Genomic DNA, 22,139 nt, shown 5'->3' with positions numbered 1-22,139 from the left:
AAGGCTTCCACAAACCGGCAAACTGATGATACCGAAATACTAGCCATGTCGGCCCTCCTTTGAGCTTCACTATTTACTGATATGTGTATCAGCTTAAGCCTGGGAGTGCCGACATGGTATTTTTATGGTCTGATACCTGCTGATGAGGCTGTCGATCTTGCTTTGCGAATCTTTGCCCATTTATGTTCCTGTTTTTCCTTTCGGCGTGCGCCGACGGGACTTTCAGTGAAAGCCGTGGCCGGGAGCATGTTCCGATTCGGGAAAATCTCCCCTCATGTGCTGAACGAACCTAAGGTTGCCGGGTGTGATGTGTCAAGAAGCGGTTCCGGGATGGCAACCGGTGCGGATTCCGTTAAGGAATGCAATGACAGCGGGTTAAGTTCGCGCGGCATGGGGGGGGGCGTCGGGGCGGACGGACCGGACCGCGGCCGGGACGCCGGGTCGGATTTTGTCCGCGCGGGCGCTCCGCGAAGGTTGACGGTGCCCGTTGACGGCCAGTATACCATGATACCGTCCCCGCGAAAGGGGCGGCAAACTCATGAACACCCATTCAATCGAGCAGGAGCGATCATGTCCGAATTCACCGGCGTCACCGTGACCAGAGAGGCCAACATCTATTACGACGGAAAGGTCACCAGCCGGACCGTCATCTTCCCGGACGGCGCCAGGAAGACCCTCGGCATCATGCTGCCCGGCGACTATGACTTCGGCACGGACAAGCCCGAGATCATGGAGATTTTGAGCGGCGAGATGCAGGTCCTGCTGCCCGGCGCCCAGGAGTGGACCCGTGTGGCGGGCGGCCAGCGCTTCGACGTGCCCGGCAAGTCCCGGTTCCAGCTCAAGGTCGCGACCGTGGCCGACTACTGCTGCTCCTACGTGGACTAGAGGAGGAGAGACATGTCCCAGGAAGGTCAGAGAATCGAGTTCGACGACGCGGGTCCCTACCTGATCCAGTTCCCCGACGGGCCCGGCCAGGCCATGCTCCTGGAGGAGCACCCGGTCTGCCTGTTCCAGTTCGGCGAGATCTACCTGCCGGTCGGCCTTTCCGTGGCCCCGGCCCTGGCCGCCGGGCTGTCCAACATGCGCCGGGCCGCCATGGGCCCGGAGCGAGAGGGCATGACCCCCATCGGGTTCGAGGAGGGCGAGCCCACCGAACTGCCCCTGCTCACCGGAACGGCCGACGAGGCCTTTCAGCACGGCGAAACCGTGTTCATCGACGTCCGCTTCGGGGACACGGCCGCGCGGCTGTGCTTCTCCATCCCGGCGGCGGCCCTGGTGGGCCAGGTCCTTTCCCAGATTCCCGCCGCCTAGCCCGGCCGCGCGCCGGCCAGGCGCAAAAGCCGGAATCAGGCCGAACCGCGCCTATTCTTCGCGGCCGCGCCGAAATCGAAGCCGTTTCCCGAAATAACGCCGTCGGAATTGCCTTCCGGCGGTGTTTTTCTCCGTTGCTCCTTGACACTTTCGCGTACGTGTGATTTGTTGCAAAAGGGTGTCGCAAACGTTTGCGGCAACGTTTGCGGAGCGGCGGAGGCGAACCGTTTTTCTTGAAAAACAACGCTGACGCACGGCTTTCCCAGGGATCGAGCGGGGGGCAGGGCATGGTTTTCGACGACTATCCGCATCGACGGCTCAACCAGCTTACGGGCGAGTGGGTGCTGGTGTCGCCGCACCGCACCAGGCGGCCCTGGCAGGGCCAGCAGGAGAGCCCGGACCTGGAGTCCCGGCCCGCGCACGACCCGGGCTGCTACCTCTGTCCCGGCAACCGCCGGGCCGGGGGCGAGGTCAACCCCGACTACGACGGGACCTTTGTCTTCACCAACGATTTCGCGGCCCTTTTGCCCGATGCCCCGCCCGCCGACCCGGCGGCGGGCGATGACCTGCTGGTGGCCGAGCCCGAGCCCGGAACCTGCCGGGTGGTCTGCTATTCCCCGCGTCACGACCTGTCCATGGCCCGGCTGGGCGTGGACCGCGCCGCCGGGGTGGTGGACCGCTGGTGCGAGGAGTACCGCGAGCTCGGGGCCCGCGAGGGGATCGGCCACGTCCAGATTTTCGAGAACCGGGGCGCGGTCATGGGCTGCTCCAACCCGCATCCCCACGGCCAGATCTGGGCCACGGCCTCGGTGCCCATGCTGCCCGGCCGGGAGGACGCCCGCCAGCGCGCGCACCTGGCCGACCGGGGCGAGTGCCTGCTCTGCCGCTACCTGCGGCGCGAGCTCGCGGACCGGGAGCGGCTGGTCTTCGAGAACGGCCACTTCGCCGTGCTGGTTCCGTTCTGGGCCACCTGGCCCTTCGAGACCATGATTCTGCCCAAGGCGCACATGGCGTCCATCCTGGACATGGACGCGGCCGCCCGGCGCGCCCTGGCCGACGCAATGGTCCGTCTGAACGTCCGCTACGACAATCTTTTCCAGACCTCGTTCCCCTTTTCCATGGGCATCCATCAGCAGCCCACGGACGGCGCGGACCATCCCCACTGGCATTTCCACCTGCACTACTATCCGCCGCTCCTGCGCTCCAAATCGGTGAAGAAGTTCATGGTCGGCTTCGAGATGCTGGCCATGCCCGCGCGCGACCTGACCCCCGAGGCGGCCGCCGCCCGGCTGCGCGAGCTGTCCGAGGTCCACTACCTGGAGGGCGCGTGAGGGAGACCGTGACCGCCTTTAGCCGCCACCTGGAGGATGGCGGGCTGGACGCGCTCCTGGCCGAGTTCTACGGCGAGGAGGCCCTGCCCGTGCAGCGCCAGCGCTATCAGGCCCTGCTCCACCGCATGGAGCGGTGCGAGCTCGCGGGGCGGGCCGTGCTGGTCAGCGTGCCGGGCCGGACAGAGCTGGGCGGCAACCATACGGACCATAACCACGGCGTGGTCCTGGCCGCGGGCGTGCATTTCGACTGCCTGGCCCTGGCCGTGTCCGTGGACGAGCCGCGCATCCGGGTCCGCTCCGAGGGGTTCGCGGACGAGATCGAGGTCTCCCTGGACGACCTGGAGCCCCGGCCGGAGGAGCGCGAGCGGCCCGTGGCCCTGGTGCGCGGCGTGGCCCATGCCCTGCGTGCGGCGGGGTACGCGGTGGGCGGGTTCGACGCCTGCGTGTCCGGCGGCGTGCCCATGGGCGTGGGGCTGAGCTCGTCGGCCGCCTTCGAAGTCTGCCTGGGCCGCATCCTGAGCGAGCTGCGCAACGGCGGGCGGATCGATCCCGTGACCCTGGCCCGGTGCGGCCAGGCGGCCGAGAACATCCATTTCGGCAAGCCGTGCGGGCTGATGGACCAGTTGGCCTGCGCCTGCCAGGGCGTGGTCTCCATCGACTTCGCCGACCCCGGGAACCCGGCCGTGCGCAACGTGGATTTCGATTTCGAGGGCTCTGGCTACCGACTCGCGGTGGTGGACACCGGCGGCAGCCATGCGGACCTGACCCCGGACTATGCGGCCATTCCCGAGGAGATGCGCCGGGCCGCCCGCGTCCTGGGCCGGGAGTACGCGCGCGGGCTGACCGTGGACGACGTCCTGGCGGCGGCCCCCCGGCTGCGGCGCGAGGCGGGGGACCGGGCCGTGCTGCGCCTGCTGCATTTCATCGAGGAGTCCGACCGGGCGGCGGCCGAGGCCGAGGCCCTGGACCGGGGCGACATGGCCGGGTTCCTCGACCTGGTGCGGGCTTCGGGCGATTCCTCCTGGCGGCTCCTCCAGAACTGTTTCAGCCCCTCCCAGCCGCTGGCCCAGCCCATCCCGCTGGCCCTGACCCTGAGCGAGCGGTTCCTGGGCGGCGACGGCGCCTGGCGCATCCAGGGCGGCGGTTTCGCCGGGACCATCCAGGCCTACGTGCCCGCGGACCGGTTCGAGGCCTACCGCGCCTTCATGGAGGGCGTGTTCGGGCCGAGGTCCGTGCTGCCCCTGCACATCCGTCGGCCGGGGCGCGAGGTCGTCTTCCGCCGCGACGCGCGGGAGGGGGGGTAGCCGTGGCCCAGTTCACCATCAAGGACCTCGCCCGCGAGCTGGACGTCTCCGCGTCCACGGTCTCGCGCGCCCTGCGCGGCCATCCGGACATCAGCGACGCCACCAAGAAGCGCGTGGCCGAGGCCGCCGAGCGCCACAACTACCATCCCAACCAACTGGCCCAGTCGCTCCAGAAGCGCCGCTCCAACACCATCGGGGTCATCGTGCCCGAGATCGGCCACGACTTCTTCTCCACGGCCATCAGCGGCATCGAGGAGGTGGCCTACGAGAACGGCTACACCATCATGGTCTGCCAGTCGGGCGAGACTCTGCGCCGAGAGATCATCAACACCCAGGCCCTGGTGGCCAACCGCGTAGCCGGGCTGCTCATCGCCATCTCCTCCCAGACCACGAACAGCGAGCACCTCTCCGGAGCCATGCGCCAGGGCGTGCCCCTGGTCCAGTTCGACCGCGTGGTCGAGTCCCTGCCCACCAGCAAGGTGGTGGTGGACGACTTCCGCGCGGCCTATATCGCAACCTCCCACCTGGCCGAGGCCGGGTACCGGCGCATCGGCCACATGGCCGGCCAGGACGGCATCGCCCTGAACCGCAACCGGTTCGAGGGCTACCGCGCCGCCCTGCACGACCACGACCTGGACTACGACGCGCGCTTCCACCTGCACGGCGGCTATGCCGAGGAGGACGGCCGACGGGGCGCGGCACGCTACCTGGCCATGGCCGAGCGGCCCGACGCCGTGCTGGCCATCAACGACCCCGTGGCCGTGGGACTGTACGTGGAATTCAAGCGGGCCGGGCTGCGCATCCCCGACGACATCGCCCTGGTCGGCTTTTCCGACACCCCGGCCGCCGCGCTCATCGAGCCCGCGCTGACCACCGTCTTCCAGCCCGCTTTCGCCATGGGCCGTGCGGCGGCGTCGCTTTTGCTGAAGCAATTCGACGCGGATGATGCTACGATGGTTCCCGAGACCGTTGTGCTCGACACCGAGCTGCGGGTTCGGGGATCGTCCGCGAGGAGGAGAGGCTGATGCCGATTTCGCATCAATCCTGGGGCGTTGCGCCGCAAGGCGAATCTGTCCGCCTGTTCACCCTGGAAGGGGCGAACGGCCTGCGGGCGCAGGTGGCGGAATACGGCGCGACCCTGGTCTCCCTGCGCGCGCCCGACCGGAGCGGCGAACCCGGCGAGGTCGTCCTGGGCTACGATTCCCTGGAGGGATACGTCCGGGGCGACGCCTGCCTGGGCGCGACCATCGGCCGGGTGGCCAACCGCATCGCCCGCGCCCGGTTCGAGCTGGACGGCTGCGCCTGGAACCTGGCTCCCAACTGGCGGGGCCATCAGCTCCACGGCGGGCCCCGCGGCTTCCACCGCCGCGTCTGGACGGCCGAGCCGGTGGAGGGGCCCGGCGGCCCGGCCCTGGCCCTGACCCTGTTCAGCGGCCACGGCGACCAGGGCTACCCCGGCAACCTGCGCGTCACCGTGACCTACGCCCTGACCGAAACCGGCCTGCGCATCGGCTACCGGGCCGAGAGCCGGGACCTGCCCACGCCGGTCAGCATGACCGGGCATCCCTACTTCAACCTGGCCGGGTCGGGCCGAGGCGACGTCCTTGGCCACACGGCCGAGTTCTTCGCCTCCCGCTACCTGCCCACCGACCCGGACCTTATCCCCACCGGCGAGGTCGCGCCCACGGCCGGGACCCCGCTCGATTTTTCCGCGCCGACCCCGGTGGGCGAGCGCATCGACGAGAAATTCCCGGCCCTGGAAACGGCCGGGGGATACGACCATTATTACGTCCTGGACGGCGAGCCCGGCGCAATGCGCCCGGCGGCGGTGATCCGCGAGCCCGGCTCCGGCCGGACCCTCACGGTCCTGACCACCCAGCCCGGCTTCCAGTTCTACACCGGCAACTCGCTGGACGGGACAGGCCGGGGCGGGGCGCGCTACGGGCGGCGGGCCGGGCTGTGCGTGGAGCCGTCGGGCTTCGTGGACGCGCCCAACCATCCGGCATTTCCCTCCGTGATCATCGATTCGAGCACGGCGTACGCACAGGCAACAGAGTACCGCTTCTCCGCATCGTGAGGCGGCAAACGACAGACAGGATGGCAGCATGGCAGACGTGGAGTTGAGGCAGGTCGTCAAACGGTTCGGCAAGGTGGAGGTGGTGCCCGGCATCGACCTCAAGATCCGGGACGAGGAGTTCATCGTCCTGGTCGGCCCCTCGGGGTGCGGCAAGTCCACGGTGCTGCGCATGGTGGCCGGGCTGGAGGGGATCACCAGCGGCGAGATCCTCATCGGCGGCCGGGTGGTCAACCAGGTTTCGCCCAAGGACCGCAACGTGGCCATGGTCTTCCAGAACTACGCCCTGTACCCGCACATGACCGTGCGCGAGAACATGGGCTTTTCCCTGAAGATGCGCGGCGAGTCGCGGGAGGACATCGCGACCCACGTGGCCGAGGCCGCCCGCATCCTGGAGCTGACCCCCTACCTGGACCGCAAGCCGTCCGAGCTCTCGGGCGGCCAGCGCCAGCGCGTGGCCATGGGCCGGGCCATTGTCCGCAGCCCGGACGTCTTTCTCTTCGACGAGCCCCTCTCCAACCTCGACGCCCAGTTGCGCACCCAGATGCGCATGGAGCTCAGGAAGATGCACCTGCGGCTCAAGACCACCACCATCTACGTCACCCACGACCAGATCGAGGCCATGACCCTGGCCGACCGCATCGTCATCCTCAAGGGCGGGGACATCCAGCAGGTCGGTACGCCCATCGAGGTCTTCGAGAAGCCGGCCAACGCCTTCGTGGCCCGGTTCATCGGCAACCCGCCCATGAACATCCTCGAAGGCGTGTTCCGGATCTGCGACGGCAAACGGTTCGTGGAGGTGGGCAAATCCGTCTTTCCGGTGCCGGACGGCCGGGGCGCGGTCCTTGCCGACGGCGCGCCGGTCCTGGCCGGCATCCGGCCCGACTCCATCAAGATGGGCGACTCCATCGAGAAGCTGCCCAGGGAGTGGTGGTGCCGCGGCGAGGTCGTGGTCTCGGAGGTCTTGGGCGGCCAGTCCCACCTGGAGATCGTCATCGACGGCGAGAACGAGCTTATCGCAGAGGTGGAGGGACGGGTGGTGGCCCACCCCGGCGAAATCGTGCCCATCGGGTTCGAGTTCGACCGCATGGCCCTGTTCGACCCGGAGACAACCCTGGCGGTCGATTGATTTTTCGATATGGCAACTTGTCGGATTCAATGAGTTTTGATTGTCATGTAGTGATTGTTCAACATTAGGAGGTATCATGATGAAAACTTTTGCCAGGTTGTTCGTCGTCCTGATCGCCGCCCTGCTGCTCTCCGCGCCGCAGGCCGTTCAGGCCAAGGAACTGACCGGTGATCTGGAGATCTTCTCCTGGTGGGCCGGTGACGAAGGTCCGGCGCTTCAGGCCCTGATCGACATCTACAAACAGCAGAACCCCAAGGTGAACGTCATCAACGCCACGGTCACCGGCGGCTCCGGCGTCAACGCCAAGGCCGTGCTCAAGACCCGTATGCTCGGCGGCCAGCCGCCGGATTCCTTCCAGGTCCACTCCGGTCAGGAGCTGATCGGCACCTGGGTCAAGGCCGGACGCATGGAAGACCTGACCCCGATGTTCAAGGAGCAGGGGCTCATGGACGTCTTCCCCGAGGGGCTGCTCAAGCTGATCGGCACCGAGGACGGCATCTGGTCCGTGCCGGTGAACATCCACCGCTCCAACGTGATGTGGTACATCCCGGCCAACCTGAAGAAGTGGGGCGTGGCCGCTCCCAAGACATGGGACGACTTCCTGGCCATCGCGCCCAAGCTGAAGGCCCAGGGCGTCGTGCCCCTGGCCCTGGCCCAGAACTGGACCTGCAACCACCTCTGGGAATCCGTGGCCCTGGCCTCCATGGGTGCGGACAACTGGGACGCCCTGTGGTCCGGCAAGCTGAAGTTCGACTCGCCCGAGGGCGTCAAGGCCTGGGAGCTGTTCGGCAAGGTGCTTGCGTACACCAACTCCGACGCCTCCTCCCTGTCCTGGCAGCAGGCCACGGACATGGTCATCGACGGCCGCGCCGCCTTCAACGTCATGGGCGACTGGGCCGCGGGCTACATGTACACCACCAAGAAGATGCAGCCCGGCAAGGACTTCGGCTGGGCGCCGTCTCCCGGCACCTCCGGCGAGTTCATGTTCCTGGCCGACTCCTTCGGCCTGCCCAAGGGCGCGCCGCATCGCGACAACGCCCTGGCCTGGCTGGCCCTCCTCGGGTCCAGGAAGGGCAGCGACGCCTTCAACCCGCTCAAGGGTTCCATCTCGGCCCGCAAGGACTCCGACCTGTCCCTGTACAACGGCTACCTGCAGTCCGCCGCCAAGGACTGGAAGAGCGACCGCGTGGTCGGCTCCCTGGCCCACGGCGTGGCCGCCAACGAGACCTTCATGGGCGGATTCGCCTCGGTCATGGAGATGTTCCTGAAGACCAGGAACGCCAGGACCGCGGCCGCCGCCTGCCAGCAGCTCGCCACCAAGGCCGGCATCTAATCGGATCAACAACGGGCGCTTGCGCCGGGGGCACCGGCCCCCGGCGCGGCCCGAACCAACGGGTTGTTTCATGCGGGAAGCTTCGCGAGACAGAATTAAGGCCTTCCTGACGCTCTTGCCCTCGATGGTCCTCATCGGAGTGTTCGTCTACGGGTTCATCGGCAACACGGTCTGGACCTCCATGACCGACTGGGGCGGGTCCGGCTCCCTGGCCCTTGACCCGGAGAAGCACTTCATCGGCCTGGACAACTACGTGGACCTGTTCACCGGGTTCCTCAGCGGCGGGTTCCGCCAGGACCTGGTCAACGCGGTCTACTACTCGCTCATGCTGCTCGGCGGCGCGGTGGGGCTCGGCATGTTCATCGCCATCCTGCTTGACCGCAAGCCCTGGGGCGAGGGCTTCCTGCGCACCGTTTTTCTCTACCCCATGTCCCTGTCCTTCATCGTCTCGGGAACCATCTGGCGCTGGCTCCTGGCCCCCCAGGGCGGGGTCAACGTCCTGCCGACCTATGCGGGGCTCAAGCCCCTGCATTTCGATTGGCTGTCGAGCACCGGGGCGGTGCTGGTGTTCAACTGGCAGCACCTGTTCAGCGTGCTGCTTTACGTGGCTGCCTTCTTCATGATCCTGCTGGGCCTGTGGGGGATGCGCCACGACCCGCGCAAGGCGATCCGGCGCTGGCTGGTCCCCGGCATTGTTGTCGGGGCGGCCACCTGGCTCTTCGGCGGGCTCCTGCCCGACGCCCTGTTCATGGAGGAGGAGCACGGCTTCAACCTGGCCACGCTCGGCATCATCATCGCCACCATCTGGCAGTATTCGGGCTACACCATGGCCCTCTACCTGGCCGGGTTCAACGGCATTTCCCAGGACCTGCGCGACGCGGCCATGCTCGACGGCGCGGGCGAGGTCGGCTACTACCGCCACGTGGCCATTCCCATGCTCAAGCCCATCACCATTTCGGCGGTGATCATCCTCTCGCACATCTCGCTCAAGATGTTCGACCTGATCTTCGCCATGACCGGCCCGGACAACGCGGAGACCGGCCATCCGGCCCTGACCATGTACCTGACCACCTTCCGGGCCAACGACTTCGCCAGGGGCGCGGCCATCGCCGTGGTCCTGTTCCTGGTGGCGGCCACCTTCATCATCCCGTACCTGGTCAGCCAGTACAAACAGCGGAGGAGGGGATAGGCCATGACCGCGCGCAAGTTCTCCCCCGGCTCCGTCCTGCTCTACGGGACCCTGGCCCTGCTGGCCCTGTTCTTCCTGATGCCCGCCTACATGGCTGTGGTCACGGCCCTCAAGCTGCCCGCCGACATCTCCCTGCCCACGGCCTGGGAGTTTCCGGAGACCCTCAACTGGGCGAGCTTTTCCCAGGCCATCGACCTGCTCCGGCCCGCTTTCGTCAATTCCATCATCCTGACCCTTTCGGCCACGGCGGGCTCCACCGTGCTCGGCTCGCTCAACGGCTATGTCTTCGCCAAGTGGAAGTTCAAGGGCAGCGAGGTGGTCTTCACCCTGTTCCTGTTCGGCATGTTCATCCCGTACCAGGTCATCCTCATCCCGCTTTTCCAGACGCTCCGGGCCATGCACCTCTACGGGGGGCTGCCGGGGCTGATCCTGGCCCATGTCGTCTACGGCCTGCCCATCACCTCGCTCATCTTCCGCAACTTCTACGCCCAGATTCCCACGGCCCTCATCGAGTCGGCCCGGCTGGACGGCGCGGGCTTCTTCTCCATCTACCTGCGCATCGTCTTCCCGCTCTCGGTGCCCGGCTTCGTGGTCACCAGCCTGTGGCAGTTCACCCAGATCTGGAACGAGTTCCTGTGGGGCATCTGCCTGACCCGGCACGCGGACAACCCCATCACCGTGGGGCTGGCCCAACTGGCGGGCGGCCAGGCCGTGAGCTGGAACCTGCCCATGGCCGGGTCCATCATGGCCGCCGTGCCCGTGCTGGCCATCTACATCTTCCTGGGCCGCTACTTCATCCGGGGCCTCCTGGCCGGTTCGGTCAAGGAATAGCCTTCCGCCCTGTCTCGCCCGCCCGGCCCCGCCGCCCGGTCACGGTCGCCCGGCCAGAACCGGCAGCGGCCTTCACCCCTGCCCAGGCCCCATGGCTTTCACTCCGGCCTCCGCGTGTCGCGCAAAATCGTGCAAGGCAATTGCGCACAATTGGCAATGGCAAGGTTGTTGCGCCCTTTTGTCTTGCAACGCGCCTCCGGCGGACCGGAGCGGGCGAAATTGTCGCGAATTTTTTTTGAAGCCACTCGACGTTCCGATAGGCAGCGGCCCGCAGCGGCAACTGATTACGAGAGAAAATCGTTGGTATTGATTGGTCAATCAATGGTGGTGGCCATATTGGACCAGCCTGATTCCGCACCGCGGCGAGAGGGGGGCGGCGCCCCTCGGAAAGCCGCCCTCGCAATGAAAATGAACCCGCAATTTCGCGCAATGGGGTTGGCGAGGCACGCTCTATGCAAATCGTGGTCATTCCATGCAAGGAGGAAGCACAATGGAACTCATCTTCAACGTACACGGTCATTCCTGTGACCTGGCACTGCATCCCATATCCGGCAAGACCGCCCGACTCATCAAGGAGCACGGCTCGGACGTGTATTCCATGAAGCCCCTGGAGTGGTGGCGCAAGGGCAACACGGCCACCTGGGGAATGCGCATCGATGACGAGTGCAACATCAAGGTGACCCTGGACGGCAAGCCCGTGGACTTCGACTATAAGATGATCACCGCCAACCCGCTCAAGATCCGCCGCCGGATGTACCTGGACAGCAAGGCCAAGTTCCTGTGCGTTCTCGGCTTCGACAACGAGATCTGCAACTTTTCCTGGAAGTGGGACAACGTCGAGGAATTCGATCCGCACAAGTTCGACTTCATGGTCCACCAGTGGGACCGGATCATGGGACAGAAGGACTACTTCATCCTGGACGAAATCCGCTACGGCGGCACGTTCGCCGACCGGCACGACTGGTGCGACGCAGCGGGCTTCTCCCTGGTCACGCCGCGCGTCATCGACCTGGCCGAAGTTCGGCAGGAACTGACCAACGGCGCTTCCGAGCACTCCGGAGACCCCTTCCCGGCTCCGGAGATCGGCGCACACAACCGGCAGGCCTAGCTGTTTCGCCGGGGGGCGCACCTCTCACCCTTCCCCGGCTCAAGCGGGCCCCCGTCTTCCGTCGCGGGGGCCCGCAAGTCCGCTCCGGTCAGGGGCGGGCAGTGTTCGGCCGCGCTTGGCGAATCGGCGTCCGCCGCACATGCTGATGATTTTTCACGGCCCGACAGGTCGTGACTCGGGACTCCTCCCCGAAGGTCCCGGCTGCGCTCCCGGCGCGGGATGCGGTTGTCCGCGCCCCGTCGGCGAGGGGGCCGGGGCTATTCCGGTTCCACGAAATAGGCGATCCGCGTGCGCGGCGATAGGTATTCGAGGACCTTCGGCGGCAGGTGGGCCAGGCGGATGGACTTCTCCACCCGCAGGTCCTCCTCGTCGGCCAGGTCCACGATCAGCGCCTCCCTGCGGGGGACGTTCTCGTCGTAGACGACCACGCTCGGGTTGAGCTGGTTGCGCGGGTTGACGGACATGACCATGCCCACAGCGCCGTTGGAGAGCTCCACCACGGTACCGGGCGGGTAGATGCCCAGGCAGCGGATGAACAGGGCGAGCAGCTCCATGTCGAAAAGGTGCTTCTGCTGGCCGAACATGTACGACAGGGCCAGGTAGGGCGTCAGGCTCTGGCCCGGGTCCGGCTGGTTGGTGTGGTTGTCGTAGGCGTCGGCGATGGCCAGGATGCGCGCCAGGGGGTCGATGGCCTCGCCCGTGAGGCCGTCCGGATAGCCCGAGCCGTCCATGCGCTCGTGGTGCTGGGCCACGACCCGCGCGGCCGCGTCGGGAAAGCCGCCCACCCCGAGGAGCGCGGCCTCGCCCCGGCGCGGGTGCTGCTCCAGCGTCTCCCGTTCGGAGCGGGTCATGTCCCCGCGTTTGTGGAGCAGCATCCTTGGCAGACCCGCCTTGCCGATGTCGTGAAACAGCGCGGCCAGCCCGAGGGCGTTCATTGCTTCAGGCGGGAGCCCGGCCTCCCGGCCGACCATCAGCGAAAGCACGGCCACGTTCATGGGGTGGGAGTACGCCGTCTCGGCCCGGTCCACCACATGCATCAGGTGCAGGGTGGACTCGCGGTCCTCCAGAAAATAGTCGGCCAGCCGGTCGACAAAGGCTACGGCCTGACCCACGGACTGGGCCGTGCCGCCGGCGACCGAGCTGAGGATGGCGTTGAAGGCCTGGATGCAGGCGTTGAACCGCTCCTCGCAGCGGGCGATGCGCTCCTTCTTTTCCCGAAGACGCCTCGACCGCTCGCGCTTGGCGTTCAGGAGGTGGTCCAGGGTCCGGGCCGTCTGGCCGTTCTCTTCCCGCGCGGCTTCCGGCTCGCCCCTGCCCGGCTTGAGGGGGAGCACGTCGCACCGCTCCGGCACGCAGATGACCTCCCGGATGCCGAGCTGGCGGATGAGCTCGATCTGCTCCGCGTCCTTGACCTTGAAACTGTTGAACAGGAACGGGTGATCGAACCACCTGGCTCCCTCCAGGCGGATGAAGACGCCGGGCCGGAGCTGGCTGACGGAAATGCGGAATTCGGGGGCGTAGCTGTTGGTCATGACGTCGTTTCAGATACCGCATCGCCGCCCGGCGTACAACCTCAATCGACTCTCCGCCGGTTTGGCCCGCTCCCTTCACGGCTGCGCCGGGCAGGGAGATGGGGGAGCCGGCTTTCGTTTACAAAAGAATCGGCTTCCTTCCAACTTGAACCGATGCGGCACGAAGGCGAGGATTTCGGCGTTAGACGGCCGATGGCCGCAATGGGCCGGGAAACGGGGGCGGCCAGGCCATTGCCAAGTCGGGGCAAATGGGGTACCTCTGCTTTGTGAAGTTGGTTTCCACATGATTTCCCAACGAAAAGACTGAATTTTTCATATAGGCAACATCGATGGACCAAAAGCGACCGTTATCCCGGACACGGGTCCGGGCTGGCCTTATATTCCTGTCATTCCTGCTCATGGCGGGCGTCATTGTCGCCCGGATCGGCGTTTTCCACGTTGGCTACGACGAGGAGGGTTTGTCCGGCAGCGTGTCAATCAAGGGAACCCTGAAGCCCGAGGAGCTGCGCCTCACGGGCGGCGAGGTGCGCAAGCTCAACCGCGCCGTGGAGGAGCACCGCGACACCTTCTCCAAGGTGGACCTGTTCCTCGACGTCAAGGACAAGTCCCCGTCCGTCAAGCCGGGCACCGTCCTGGTATGGGCCATGATCCTCAAGGCCAACGGCGACTGCGAGGTCCGCTCCTGGAGCCGCAAGGTGCCCCGGTCGGAGCTGGTGCCGCAGATGGTCCTTTATATGGACCGCGCGGCCAAGGAATACAAGGAATTCAAGAAGCATCCCGACGTGAAGCAGAGCTTCAAGTGTCTGTACATCTAGATGAAGCGAGCGTTCCGGGCGGCCCGTGCAGCTTGCGCGAGTCTCGCGCCTGCTGACGGAAACGTTGCGAGCAGAACATAACCCCCTGCACCAGTGGGAACAGGGGGTGTTTTCTTGCCGGGCATTCCCTGGCGGCCAAGCCATACAACCGCCGCTTCCTGCGGCGCAATGCAACGCGTCACGGCGCGATGCCGTTGCCGACGACGCGCGCGAACGCTTCAAAGGAAGACTTCCACGATGAAAAAGCGTATAATTCTGTTTAGTTGCCTTTTCCTTGCGTGCCTGGCCCTGACGGCTGCCCCCGGCGGCGCCCGGGAGTCGGACGCGCCGGTCTCGGCGGCGGACCTGATTTCCGGCAAGCCGCAGCAGGCGCCGATCGCGGGGATGGTCACCATGGTGGACATCGGCGCGCATTCCTGCATCCCCTGCAAGATGATGACGCCGATCATCGAGGCGCTGTCCAAGGAATACGAGGGAAGGGCCGCCATCGTCTTCATCGACGTGTGGGAGCATCGGGAGGAGGCGGCCAAGTACGGCGTCCGGACGATCCCCACGCAAATCTTCTATGACGGCCGGGGCGTGGAGCGGTATCGCCACGTCGGCTTCCTGGACCGGGAGAGCATCGTCGCGAAGCTGGCCGAGCTCGGCGTCCGGTAGTCCCGCATGGACCAGGCGTTCCTCCTCATCAACCAATGGATGACGGGCGGGGTCCTGCTCGGCGCTTTGGGCTGCTTCATGTGGGGCATGGTCAGCGTCCTGTTCAGCCCCTGCCATCTGGCCTCCATCCCGCTCATCGTCGGCTACGTGGCGGGCCAGGACCGGCTCGTCGAGGGGCGGCGGGCCACCGTGTTCGCCCTGCTCTTCACCTCCGGCCTGTTCCTCACCATCGCGGCCATCGGCGTCGTCTGCTCCCTGCTGGGCCGGATGCTGGGCGACGTTGGGCCCTATTGGACCATCGCCGTGGGCCTGATCCTCCTCTGGGTCGCCCTGGACATGCTCGGCGTGTCCAGTTGTTCCCTGTCCGGCGGACTGATGGCCCGGCTGAAGGTCAAGGGCATGTCCGGGGCCTTCCTCCTCGGACTTGCCTATGGCGTCCTGTCCGGATCGTGCACCTTCGGGTTCATCGCCCCCATCCTCGCCATCATCACGGTGCAGGAAAAGATCCTCACCGGCGTGGCCTTCATCGCGCTTTTCGGCCTGGGCCACTGCATCCCCATCGCGGTGGCGGGCGGTTCGGCCGCCCTGGTCGGGAAACTGCTCGCCAACTCGGCCTGGCAGCGCGGCGGAATGGTCTTTCGCCGCCTGGCGGGCGTGTTGATCGGTCTGCTCGGGCTGTATTTCATCGCCAAGCCGTTCATCACGGCGGCGTAGGGCGGTTGCCGAGCCGCCGGAGCGGATGCGGTCTTTTCTTCATTTCGCCCCGAAAAACATTGTCCTGCGTGGCGCAACGGGCTATATTTGAAACCAGTATGGAAGCTGCGGCCCATGGAAATCGTCCCTGCGGCCGTGGCGTCCGGAAAGAGATGCGGGCCAATGCGGGAACATTCGCAAACCGGAAGAAACGTGCTGCTTTTCCTGCTGCTGCTGGCGGCGGGGGGCGCGCTGGTGCTCTTCCGGACCGACGTGGTCGGCTTCTTCAAGGCCTCAAGTCCCACCTATGACAAGGCGCTGCTCCCGGCGGTGACCGTCAGCGGCGCCTATTCCGTGGAAGACCTGCGTCTCTCCCCGGCGGAGATCCAGAAACTGAACGTCTCCTCCCTGATCCACCGCGACATCTTCACCGGCATCGGGCTTACGCTCAATCCCGCGTCCAAACGCGCCGCCGGGCCCGTCGGCTCGACCACTCCGCTGGACCTGGGCCTGGTCTTCAAGACGGAGGAGAATTCCGAGGTCTGCTGCTGGCCGCGGACGGTGAAGCGGCGCGACCTGGTGCCCCACGTGGTCCGGTCCCTGGAGCGGGCCAAGGAACTCTACACGCATTATCGCAAGGAGATCGGCGACCGCCGGTCCATCAAACGCCTCTACCTCTAGCCCGGCCTTGCGGCCGACAGCCTAGTCCCGCTCCATGTCCTCAAGCAGGATGTCCAGGGCGCGGACCGAGATGCGTATTTCCATGAACGACAGGGCGAGGGACACGGCCAGGAAGAGCAGACTCGCGCCGAAGAGGATGGACCCGGCCAGCTCCCAGTCCTGGAACAGGCAGACCATCGAGAAGATGCAGCAGAGCATGGAGATGATGGCGTAGCCCTGCATGCGCCGGATCAGGTGGATGCGCAGGCGCAGGTTCTCGATCTGCTGGCGGATGGAATGGTGCTTTTCGCGGCGGTATTGGTCGTGCAGGGAGCGCACCCGGCTGCCCAGGGAGAGGAAGCGGTTGGTGAAGGCCAGCATGAAGAGCGAGATGGCCGGGAAGAGCAGGGCGGGGGTGGTGACGGATATCTGCATGCCCGGACCCTACAGGGCGGCGGCCCGGACGTCCAGAGCCACGCCTCGCGGGCGGCCGCCGCGGATTCGTCGTCTGCGTCTCGGGCCGGGCCGGCTTGCCCGACGCCCGGCGGAGGCGATGCAACGGCAAGGTCCTCACGCCCAATGCCGACAAGCTCGGCGTCATGGACGCCACTGTCGCGCGCAACAGCGTGCGCGCATTTACCGGCCGGCCCCTCCACCCGGCCGAGCTGGACTCGCTCATCGACGCGGCCCGGTTCGGCGCGGCTGCCATGAACGCGGCCATCGCCAACGCCTTTCTCGTGCTCCGGGCCGTGGAGCTCGGCCTCGGCCCCTGCTTGGCGGGCATGGCCCGGCGGGGCCAAGGTCAAGAGACTGCCCGGCCTCGACCCGGCCCTGCGCATCGTGGGCCTGCCCGCCCTGGCCATCCCGCGTCGGGCCAGGCGGCAACCATCCCCGCAAGTCCCGCCGGGACATCCTCACTAGCCTGGATTCGCCGCGATTTTGAAGCGTCGGCCCCGTCCCGGTTCCGGGACGGGGTCTTTTTCCCCCGTTGCGGGCCGTGCCGGGCCTGAGCGGCTAAAGGGGCGCTTCATGCGCCGGAAAGCGCCGCGCCACGAGGCGTTTTCGTCCGGGACGTCATTTTTTGCAGAACCCGGAGTCAAACGTTGACGGTTTCTGAAAACCGGGGTTAAGACGGCATCTTCAGAACTGACCGGTCAGTTCTGAGCCGTATTTCCCGCCCGGCCCGGAGCCCGGCGGACCGCCCCTCGGGCGAAAGAGGAAAACAGGATGGAATACACCGACAAGCAGGAGCGGATTCTCGACGCGGCGGCGGATCTTTTCGCCCGGCAGCCCTTCCACAAGGTGCTGCTGAGCGACGTGGCGCGCACGGCCGCCGTGGGCAAGGGGACCCTCTACCTCTATTTCAACAGCAAGGAGGACCTCTACTTCGCGGTCCTCTACCGCGAGTTCGACAACCTGCTCACCCGGCTCAAGGGCATCGCGGCCGACCCTGCCCTGGCTCCGGACGCCCAGCTCTCGGCCATCGTGGGCGAGCTGGCGCGCCATTTTCTCAAGAAGGCGGCCAACATGGACATGCAGGGCGTGGTCCTGACCTGCCCGTCCACCGACGACTGGCGGCTGCGGCGCGCCGAACTGCTGGCCCTCATCGAGGCCATCATCCGGCGGGGCGTGGCAATGGGCATGTTTCACGACCAGGACCCCCGGCTCACGGCCAAGTACATCCCCGGCCTGTTGCGCGGAGCCTGCCATTTCGAGCCCCAGGACACGGACATCGAGGCGGTCAGCCGACATGCGGCCAGCTTCGTGCTCCAGGGGCTGGCCGGGAAGGACTAATCGTCGCCGGGCGGGAGCGCCGTCCCGTCAGGGCCGGCACAACCATTTTTCACGCAAGGGATTCATGAGCAACGAGACGAAAACCAACGGCCGGTTGGCCGCCTTGAGGCGCCTCCTGACGGGCCGAAGCGCCCACGGGGGGAAGAGGCCGTTGTATCTTTTCGCCGCCGGGGTCTTTCTGGCCGGGCTGGCGGCAGGGTATCCGGTCTATCAGCGGATCATGACCCACGAGTCCACGGACGACGCGTTCGTGGAGGCGCAGGTCGTGTCCATCAGCCCGCGCGTGGCCGGGCACATCGCAAAGGTCCTGGTCGCCGACAATCAGCGCGTGGAGAAGGGCGAGCTGCTGGCCGAGGTGGATCGGCGCGACTTCGAGGTCGCCCTGGAGATAGCCGAGGCCAAGCGCCAGGCGGCCGTCGCCTCCCTGGACGAGGGCCGGGCCCGGGTGGCCGCCGCGCGCAACAAGATGGCACAGCAGGGGGCGTCCCTGTCCTCGGTGGAGGCCGAGCTGGCCCAGGCCAGGGCGGGCGTGGCCGAGGTCAAGGCGGGAACCGACCGCGACGAGAGCGACCTGGAGCGCATGCGCCGCATCGCCGACGCCGGGGCCGTGAGCCGCCAGGAATTCGACCACGCCAAGGCTCAGGCGGACATGAGCCGGGCCAAGCTGAACTCCGCCAAGCGCCAGGTGGACACCCAGGCCGCGCGCATCGCCCAGGCCAGGGCGTCCGTCGGCACGGCCGGAGACGAACTGCGCCAGGCCGAGGCGCTGGCGCAGATCCGCGCCGCCGACCTGCGCGAGGCCGAGGCCGAGGTGGAGCGCGCCCGGCTGAACCTTTCCTATTCCCGCATCACCGCGCCCTGCGCGGGCTACGTCACCAAGAAGGCGGTGGAGCCAGGCGCCTACGTCCAGGTGGGGCAGAAGCTCTTCGCCCTGGTCAGCCGCGACGTCTGGGTCGTGGCCAACTTCAAGGAGACCCAGATCGCCGGGATGCGTCCCGGCCAGCCCGTGGAGATCGAGGTGGACGCCTACCCCTCGGTGACCTTCCGGGGCCGTGTGGACTCCATCCAGCGCGGCACCGGCTCCCGATTCACCCTGCTTCCGCCCGAGAACGCCACGGGCAACTTCGTCAAGGTGGTGCAGCGCGTGCCGGTCAAGATCGTGCTGGACGGCGAGAACGGCGGGGTGGCGAACGGCCCGCTCCTGGTGCCCGGCATGTCCGTGGTGCCGAGCGTGAACGTGGCCGCCCCGGCCGTCTACGGCCTGCTCAGCGCCCGGTCCCCGGCGCCGCGCAAGACCACGCTGCAATAACATGTCAGGCTTCAAATCACCGGAGGAGAGTTCTCCGGCCGAGCGGTGGACCATCGCCGCCACCGTGGTCTTCGGCGCGTTCATGGCGGTCATGGACACCAGCGTGGTCAACGTGTCCATGAAGCACATGATGGGCAGCTTCGGCACCGACCTCTCGGCCATCACCTGGGTGGCCACCAGCTACTCCATCGCCGAGATCATCATGGTCACCATGTCCGGCTGGTGGAGCGCGCTGATGGGCCGCAAGGCCTTCTACCTGGCCTCCTTCGCCCTGTTCACCGGCGGGTCGGTCCTCTGCGGCACGGCGGGCAGCTTCGAGCAGATGATCGTCTACCGCGTCATCCAGGGCGTCGGCGGCGGCGCGCTCATCCCGGTTTCCCTGGCCATCCTGCGCGAGACCTTTCCCCCGGCCCAGCAGGGCATGGCCATGGCCCTGTACGGCATGGGCGTGGTCCTGGCCCCGGCCCTGGGGCCCATCGCGGGCGGCTGGCTGACCGACGCCTGGGGCTGGCCCTGGATCTTCTACATCAACGTGCCGTTCTGCGCGGTGGGGATGCTGCTCACGTCCAGGTTCGTCTGGGACCCGCCCTACCTCAAGCGGGGCATCCGCACCGTGGACTGGGGCGGCATCCTCCTGCTCTCCGTGTGCCTGACCGGCATGCAGGTGGTGCTGGAGCGCGGCCAGGAGGAACAGTGGCTCGACTCGAACCTGATCCGTTGGTGGACGGCGGCCACCCTGGTCTCGCTGGTGGTCCTGGTCTTCTGGGAGCTGCGCCACAAGGAGCCGGTGGTCAACCTGCGGGTGCTGAAGAACCGCAACCTGACCGTGGGCTCGATCATGGGGCTGATCTTCGGCGTCTCCCTGTTCGGCACCACCTTCATCCTGCCCCAGTTCACCCAGAACATCCTGGGCTATCCCGCCTTCGAGTCCGGCCTGGCCCTGGCTCCGCGCGCCCTGGTGCTCATGAGCGTCATGCCCGTGGTGGGCTGGGCCTATCCGCGCGTGGGGGCGCGGGCCATGGTCATGGGGGGCATAGTCATCGTCATGTGGTCCTATTGGGAGCTGATGGGGCTGACCGTGACGGCCGGGTTCGACGACCTGGTCCTGCCGCTCGTCATCATGGGCGTGGGCATGCCGTGCATGTTCGTGCCGCTCTCCACGGTCTCGCTGAGCACCCTGGACCGGAGCCTGATGACCGACGCCTCGGCCCTCTACACCCTGGCCCGGCGCGTGGGGGGCAACATAGGCTACAGCCTGGTGGCCGTGCTCCTGGACCGGGGCCAGGCCATCCACCGCGCCTACCTGGCCGACCACGTCAGCGAGCTGAACCAGGCCACGCGCGACCAGTTGGCGGACCTGGCCCAGGGCCTCGCCGCCAGGGGCGTGGACGCTCTCCAGGCCGCGCAACTGGCCGTGGGCATCCTGGAGCAGAAGCTCATGCGCCAGGCCACCATGCTCGCCTACAACGACATCTCCTTCGTCTTCGGCTGCCTCTTCCTGCTGCTGGTGCCCATGGTCTTCCTGCTGCCGCGCCGGGAGGAGCGGCCGGGCAGGCCCGGCGGCAAGGCGTGAGCCCGGCCGCCGCTACCTGCCGCACCCGGTCAGGGCGGAGTTGCTTCGGACATGGCACGTCGCGCCGTCCGTCTCCACCCGCTGCGGGAAGTATCGCCTCCGGATGCGCAGGGCCACGTTGACCAGCGCGATCAGGACCGGGACCTCCACCAGGGGGCCGATGACCGCGGCGAAGGCCTCGCCGGAGTCGATGCCGAAGACCGCGATGGCCACGGCGATGGCCAGCTCGAAGTTGTTGGACGCGGCGGTGAAGCTCAGGGTGGCGGCCTGCTCGTAGGTGGCGTCGGCCTTCCAGGAAAGGTAGAAGGATACCAGGAACATGACCAGGAAGTAGATGGCCAGCGGCACGGCGATGCGCAGGACGTCTAGGGGCAGCTCCACCACCTTGTCGCCCTTGAGCGAGAACATGACCAGGATGGTGAAGAGCAGGAAGACCAGGGTCAGCGGCCCGATCTTGGGCAGGAAGACGGTCTCGTACCACTCGCGGCCCCTGATCTTCAGGCCCACGAACCGGGTCAACATGCCGCCCAGGAAGGGGATGCCCAGATAGATGAACACGCTCTTCGCGATCTGGCCCATGGAGACGTCCACCACCGCGCCCGCCAGCCCGAATTCGCCGGGCAGGACGGTGATGAAGAGCCAGGCGTAGACCGAGAAGAACAGGACCTGGAAGATGGAGTTGAAGGCCACCAGGCCCGCGCAGTATTCGCTGTCGCCCCCGGCCAGCTCGTTCCAGACGATGACCATGGCGATGCAGCGGGCCAGGCCGATCAGGATCAGGCCGACCATGTATTCGTGCTGGCCCGAGAGCAGGGCCGCGGCCAGCCCGAACATCAGCACCGGGCCCACGATCCAGTTCTGGACCAGGGAGAGGGCCAGGACCTTGTAGTTGCGGAAAACGCGGCCAAGCTCCTCGTACCTGACCTTGGCCAGGGGCGGGTACATCATCAGGATCAGACCCACGGCGATGGGGATGTTGGTGGTGCCCACCTGGAAGGAGTTGATGACGTCCTTGACGCCGGGCCGGAGCGCGCCAGCGCCCACGCCGATGAACATGGCCAGGAATATCCACAGGGTCAGGTAGCGGTCCAGAAAGGAAAGCCGCTTGAGCATGGAATCGGTCATGACGCCTCCGGGCCCGCCTATTCGCAGGGGCAGGCCGTTCCGTTTTTCTTCTGTTCGTCGAGGCGCGCCATGTCGGCGCGGGCCGTTTCGGTTCGGGGCAACTCGCGGCGCAGCAGATCCATCGCCTGCGCGAGGACGCCTTCGCCGGGCTCGGACAGGGCGTAGTAGACCCATTTGCCCCGGCGTCGGTTCTCCACCCAGCCGCCCCGCCTGAGGAACGCCATGTGGCGCGACACCGTGGACTGGGGCAGCTCCAGCGCGGCCATGAGGTGGCAGACGCACAGCTCCCCGCCCGCCAGTAGCGCCAGCGCGCGCAGCCGGGTCGGGTCGCCCAGCCCCTTGAGACGATTCGCGAGACGTTCCATGGCTTC

The 22,139-nt window shown here is 66.9% G+C and carries 23 protein-coding genes; 19 read left to right on the top strand and 4 right to left on the bottom strand.

Features of this window, described 5'->3' with window-relative positions; translation table 11 throughout:
* Nucleotides 1-570 precede the first annotated feature (570 nt).
* The 11 genes from PHP91_RS13065 (at nucleotide 571) to PHP91_RS13015 (ending at nucleotide 11,610) form a co-directional block, all read left to right on the top strand.
* Nucleotides 571-885, top strand: coding sequence for a pyrimidine/purine nucleoside phosphorylase (locus PHP91_RS13065; protein WP_300141378.1), 315 nt, complete (start codon nucleotides 571-573; stop codon nucleotides 883-885).
* 12 nt (nucleotides 886-897) lie between these two features.
* Nucleotides 898-1,311, top strand: coding sequence for a hypothetical protein (locus PHP91_RS13060; RefSeq protein WP_300141375.1), 414 nt, complete (start codon nucleotides 898-900; stop codon nucleotides 1,309-1,311).
* 287 nt (nucleotides 1,312-1,598) lie between these two features.
* A complete protein-coding gene (locus tag PHP91_RS13055; RefSeq protein WP_300141372.1) occupies nucleotides 1,599-2,642 on the top strand; it encodes a UDP-glucose--hexose-1-phosphate uridylyltransferase in 1,044 nt (347 codons plus the stop codon).
* Nucleotides 2,639-3,946 carry a galactokinase family protein gene (locus PHP91_RS13050; protein WP_300141369.1) on the top strand — a complete coding sequence of 436 codons (1,308 nt, stop codon included), beginning with the start codon at nucleotides 2,639-2,641 and terminating at the stop codon, nucleotides 3,944-3,946. Before PHP91_RS13055 ends, PHP91_RS13050 begins: the two co-directional genes overlap by 4 nt.
* 2 nt (nucleotides 3,947-3,948) lie before the next feature.
* A complete protein-coding gene (locus tag PHP91_RS13045; RefSeq protein WP_300141366.1) occupies nucleotides 3,949-4,971 on the top strand; it encodes a LacI family DNA-binding transcriptional regulator in 1,023 nt (340 codons plus the stop codon).
* Nucleotides 4,971-6,023 carry an aldose epimerase family protein gene (locus PHP91_RS13040; protein ID WP_300141363.1) on the top strand — a complete coding sequence of 351 codons (1,053 nt, stop codon included), beginning with the start codon at nucleotides 4,971-4,973 and terminating at the stop codon, nucleotides 6,021-6,023. Before PHP91_RS13045 ends, PHP91_RS13040 begins: the two co-directional genes overlap by 1 nt.
* A 28-nt stretch (nucleotides 6,024-6,051) precedes the next feature.
* Nucleotides 6,052-7,149, top strand: coding sequence for a sn-glycerol-3-phosphate ABC transporter ATP-binding protein UgpC (gene ugpC, locus PHP91_RS13035; RefSeq protein ID WP_300141359.1), 1,098 nt, complete (start codon nucleotides 6,052-6,054; stop codon nucleotides 7,147-7,149).
* 76 nt (nucleotides 7,150-7,225) lie between these two features.
* The gene (locus PHP91_RS13030; RefSeq protein ID WP_300141356.1) at nucleotides 7,226-8,482 is read left to right on the top strand and encodes an extracellular solute-binding protein; all 1,257 of its coding nucleotides are present in this window, start codon (nucleotides 7,226-7,228) and stop codon (nucleotides 8,480-8,482) included.
* Between the two features lie 124 nt (nucleotides 8,483-8,606).
* Nucleotides 8,607-9,671 carry a sugar ABC transporter permease gene (locus PHP91_RS13025; protein ID WP_300141353.1) on the top strand — a complete coding sequence of 355 codons (1,065 nt, stop codon included), beginning with the start codon at nucleotides 8,607-8,609 and terminating at the stop codon, nucleotides 9,669-9,671.
* Between the two features lie 3 nt (nucleotides 9,672-9,674).
* Nucleotides 9,675-10,502, top strand: coding sequence for a carbohydrate ABC transporter permease (locus tag PHP91_RS13020; RefSeq protein ID WP_300141350.1), 828 nt, complete (start codon nucleotides 9,675-9,677; stop codon nucleotides 10,500-10,502).
* A 490-nt stretch (nucleotides 10,503-10,992) separates the two neighbouring features.
* Nucleotides 10,993-11,610, top strand: a complete 618-nt coding sequence (locus PHP91_RS13015) for a hypothetical protein (RefSeq protein WP_300141347.1) — start codon at nucleotides 10,993-10,995, stop codon at nucleotides 11,608-11,610.
* A 257-nt stretch (nucleotides 11,611-11,867) separates the two neighbouring features.
* Here the strand turns inward: PHP91_RS13015 and PHP91_RS13010 are convergent, their stop codons facing one another.
* Nucleotides 11,868-13,142 carry an HD-GYP domain-containing protein gene (locus PHP91_RS13010; protein WP_300141344.1) on the bottom strand — a complete coding sequence of 425 codons (1,275 nt, stop codon included), beginning with the start codon at nucleotides 13,140-13,142 and terminating at the stop codon, nucleotides 11,868-11,870.
* Nucleotides 13,143-13,612: 470 nt separating this feature from the next.
* Here PHP91_RS13010 and PHP91_RS13005 point away from each other — a divergent pair, with 470 nt between their 5' ends.
* From PHP91_RS13005 to PHP91_RS12990, 4 genes are all read left to right on the top strand, one after another.
* Nucleotides 13,613-13,957, top strand: a complete 345-nt coding sequence (locus PHP91_RS13005) for a hypothetical protein (protein WP_300141341.1) — start codon at nucleotides 13,613-13,615, stop codon at nucleotides 13,955-13,957.
* Nucleotides 13,958-14,194: 237 nt separating this feature from the next.
* Nucleotides 14,195-14,614, top strand: coding sequence for a thioredoxin family protein (locus tag PHP91_RS13000; RefSeq protein WP_300141338.1), 420 nt, complete (start codon nucleotides 14,195-14,197; stop codon nucleotides 14,612-14,614).
* A gap of 6 nt (nucleotides 14,615-14,620) precedes the next feature.
* Entirely contained in the window at nucleotides 14,621-15,328 is a 708-nt protein-coding gene (locus PHP91_RS12995) for a cytochrome c biogenesis protein CcdA (RefSeq protein ID WP_300141335.1), read from the top strand.
* A 192-nt stretch (nucleotides 15,329-15,520) separates the two neighbouring features.
* Nucleotides 15,521-15,988, top strand: coding sequence for a hypothetical protein (locus PHP91_RS12990; protein WP_300141332.1), 468 nt, complete (start codon nucleotides 15,521-15,523; stop codon nucleotides 15,986-15,988).
* A 21-nt stretch (nucleotides 15,989-16,009) separates the two neighbouring features.
* Here the strand turns inward: PHP91_RS12990 and PHP91_RS12985 are convergent, their stop codons facing one another.
* Nucleotides 16,010-16,402, bottom strand: coding sequence for a DUF2721 domain-containing protein (locus tag PHP91_RS12985; protein WP_300141329.1), 393 nt, complete (start codon nucleotides 16,400-16,402; stop codon nucleotides 16,010-16,012).
* 95 nt (nucleotides 16,403-16,497) lie between these two features.
* Here PHP91_RS12985 and PHP91_RS12980 point away from each other — a divergent pair, with 95 nt between their 5' ends.
* The 4 genes from PHP91_RS12980 (at nucleotide 16,498) to PHP91_RS12965 (ending at nucleotide 20,643) form a co-directional block, all read left to right on the top strand.
* Nucleotides 16,498-16,977: a hypothetical protein gene (locus tag PHP91_RS12980; RefSeq protein WP_300141327.1), complete on the top strand. Its 480-nt coding sequence runs from the start codon at nucleotides 16,498-16,500 to the stop codon at nucleotides 16,975-16,977.
* 217 nt (nucleotides 16,978-17,194) lie between these two features.
* Nucleotides 17,195-17,761, top strand: coding sequence for a TetR/AcrR family transcriptional regulator (locus tag PHP91_RS12975; RefSeq protein ID WP_300141325.1), 567 nt, complete (start codon nucleotides 17,195-17,197; stop codon nucleotides 17,759-17,761).
* Nucleotides 17,762-17,912: 151 nt separating this feature from the next.
* Complete coding sequence (locus tag PHP91_RS12970; RefSeq protein WP_300141322.1) at nucleotides 17,913-19,070, top strand: HlyD family secretion protein; 1,158 nt, start codon at nucleotides 17,913-17,915, stop codon at nucleotides 19,068-19,070.
* A 1-nt stretch (nucleotide 19,071) separates the two neighbouring features.
* Nucleotides 19,072-20,643: a DHA2 family efflux MFS transporter permease subunit gene (locus PHP91_RS12965; protein WP_300141319.1), complete on the top strand. Its 1,572-nt coding sequence runs from the start codon at nucleotides 19,072-19,074 to the stop codon at nucleotides 20,641-20,643.
* A 12-nt stretch (nucleotides 20,644-20,655) separates the two neighbouring features.
* Here PHP91_RS12965 and arsB read toward each other — a convergent pair whose 3' ends face one another.
* Both arsB and PHP91_RS12955 read right to left on the bottom strand, forming a co-directional pair.
* On the bottom strand, nucleotides 20,656-21,768 hold the full coding sequence (gene arsB, locus PHP91_RS12960) for an ACR3 family arsenite efflux transporter (RefSeq protein WP_300141316.1): 1,113 nt from the start codon (nucleotides 21,766-21,768) through the stop codon (nucleotides 20,656-20,658).
* Between the two features lie 17 nt (nucleotides 21,769-21,785).
* Nucleotides 21,786-22,139: metalloregulator ArsR/SmtB family transcription factor (locus PHP91_RS12955; protein WP_366141571.1), on the bottom strand; the 354-nt coding region annotated here is incomplete at its 5' end.

The sequence above is a fragment of the Pseudodesulfovibrio sp. genome (assembly GCF_028692895.1).
GTDB lineage: Bacteria > Desulfobacterota > Desulfovibrionia > Desulfovibrionales > Desulfovibrionaceae > Pseudodesulfovibrio.
This window is presented reverse-complemented; position numbering and strand designations above follow the sequence as displayed.

Bases quoted from the DNA above. Each gene is read 5' to 3' on its own strand.
- PHP91_RS12985 (WP_300141329.1), bottom strand. From the start codon at position 16,402: ATGCAGATATCCGTCACCACCCCCGCCCTGCTCTTCCCGGCCATCTCG.
- PHP91_RS13055 (WP_300141372.1), top strand. From the start codon at position 1,599: ATGGTTTTCGACGACTATCCGCATCGACGGCTCAACCAGCTTACGGGC.
- PHP91_RS13015 (WP_300141347.1), top strand. From the start codon at position 10,993: ATGGAACTCATCTTCAACGTACACGGTCATTCCTGTGACCTGGCACTG.
- PHP91_RS12995 (WP_300141335.1), top strand. From the start codon at position 14,621: ATGGACCAGGCGTTCCTCCTCATCAACCAATGGATGACGGGCGGGGTC.
- arsB (WP_300141316.1), bottom strand. From the start codon at position 21,768: ATGACCGATTCCATGCTCAAGCGGCTTTCCTTTCTGGACCGCTACCTG.
- ugpC (WP_300141359.1), top strand. From the start codon at position 6,052: ATGGCAGACGTGGAGTTGAGGCAGGTCGTCAAACGGTTCGGCAAGGTG.
- PHP91_RS13060 (WP_300141375.1), top strand. From the start codon at position 898: ATGTCCCAGGAAGGTCAGAGAATCGAGTTCGACGACGCGGGTCCCTAC.
- PHP91_RS12965 (WP_300141319.1), top strand. From the start codon at position 19,072: ATGTCAGGCTTCAAATCACCGGAGGAGAGTTCTCCGGCCGAGCGGTGG.
- PHP91_RS13025 (WP_300141353.1), top strand. From the start codon at position 8,607: ATGGTCCTCATCGGAGTGTTCGTCTACGGGTTCATCGGCAACACGGTC.
- PHP91_RS12975 (WP_300141325.1), top strand. From the start codon at position 17,195: ATGGAATACACCGACAAGCAGGAGCGGATTCTCGACGCGGCGGCGGAT.
- PHP91_RS13000 (WP_300141338.1), top strand. From the start codon at position 14,195: ATGAAAAAGCGTATAATTCTGTTTAGTTGCCTTTTCCTTGCGTGCCTG.
- PHP91_RS13010 (WP_300141344.1), bottom strand. From the start codon at position 13,142: ATGACCAACAGCTACGCCCCCGAATTCCGCATTTCCGTCAGCCAGCTC.
- PHP91_RS13030 (WP_300141356.1), top strand. From the start codon at position 7,226: ATGATGAAAACTTTTGCCAGGTTGTTCGTCGTCCTGATCGCCGCCCTG.
- PHP91_RS13065 (WP_300141378.1), top strand. From the start codon at position 571: ATGTCCGAATTCACCGGCGTCACCGTGACCAGAGAGGCCAACATCTAT.
- PHP91_RS13040 (WP_300141363.1), top strand. From the start codon at position 4,971: ATGCCGATTTCGCATCAATCCTGGGGCGTTGCGCCGCAAGGCGAATCT.
- PHP91_RS13020 (WP_300141350.1), top strand. From the start codon at position 9,675: ATGACCGCGCGCAAGTTCTCCCCCGGCTCCGTCCTGCTCTACGGGACC.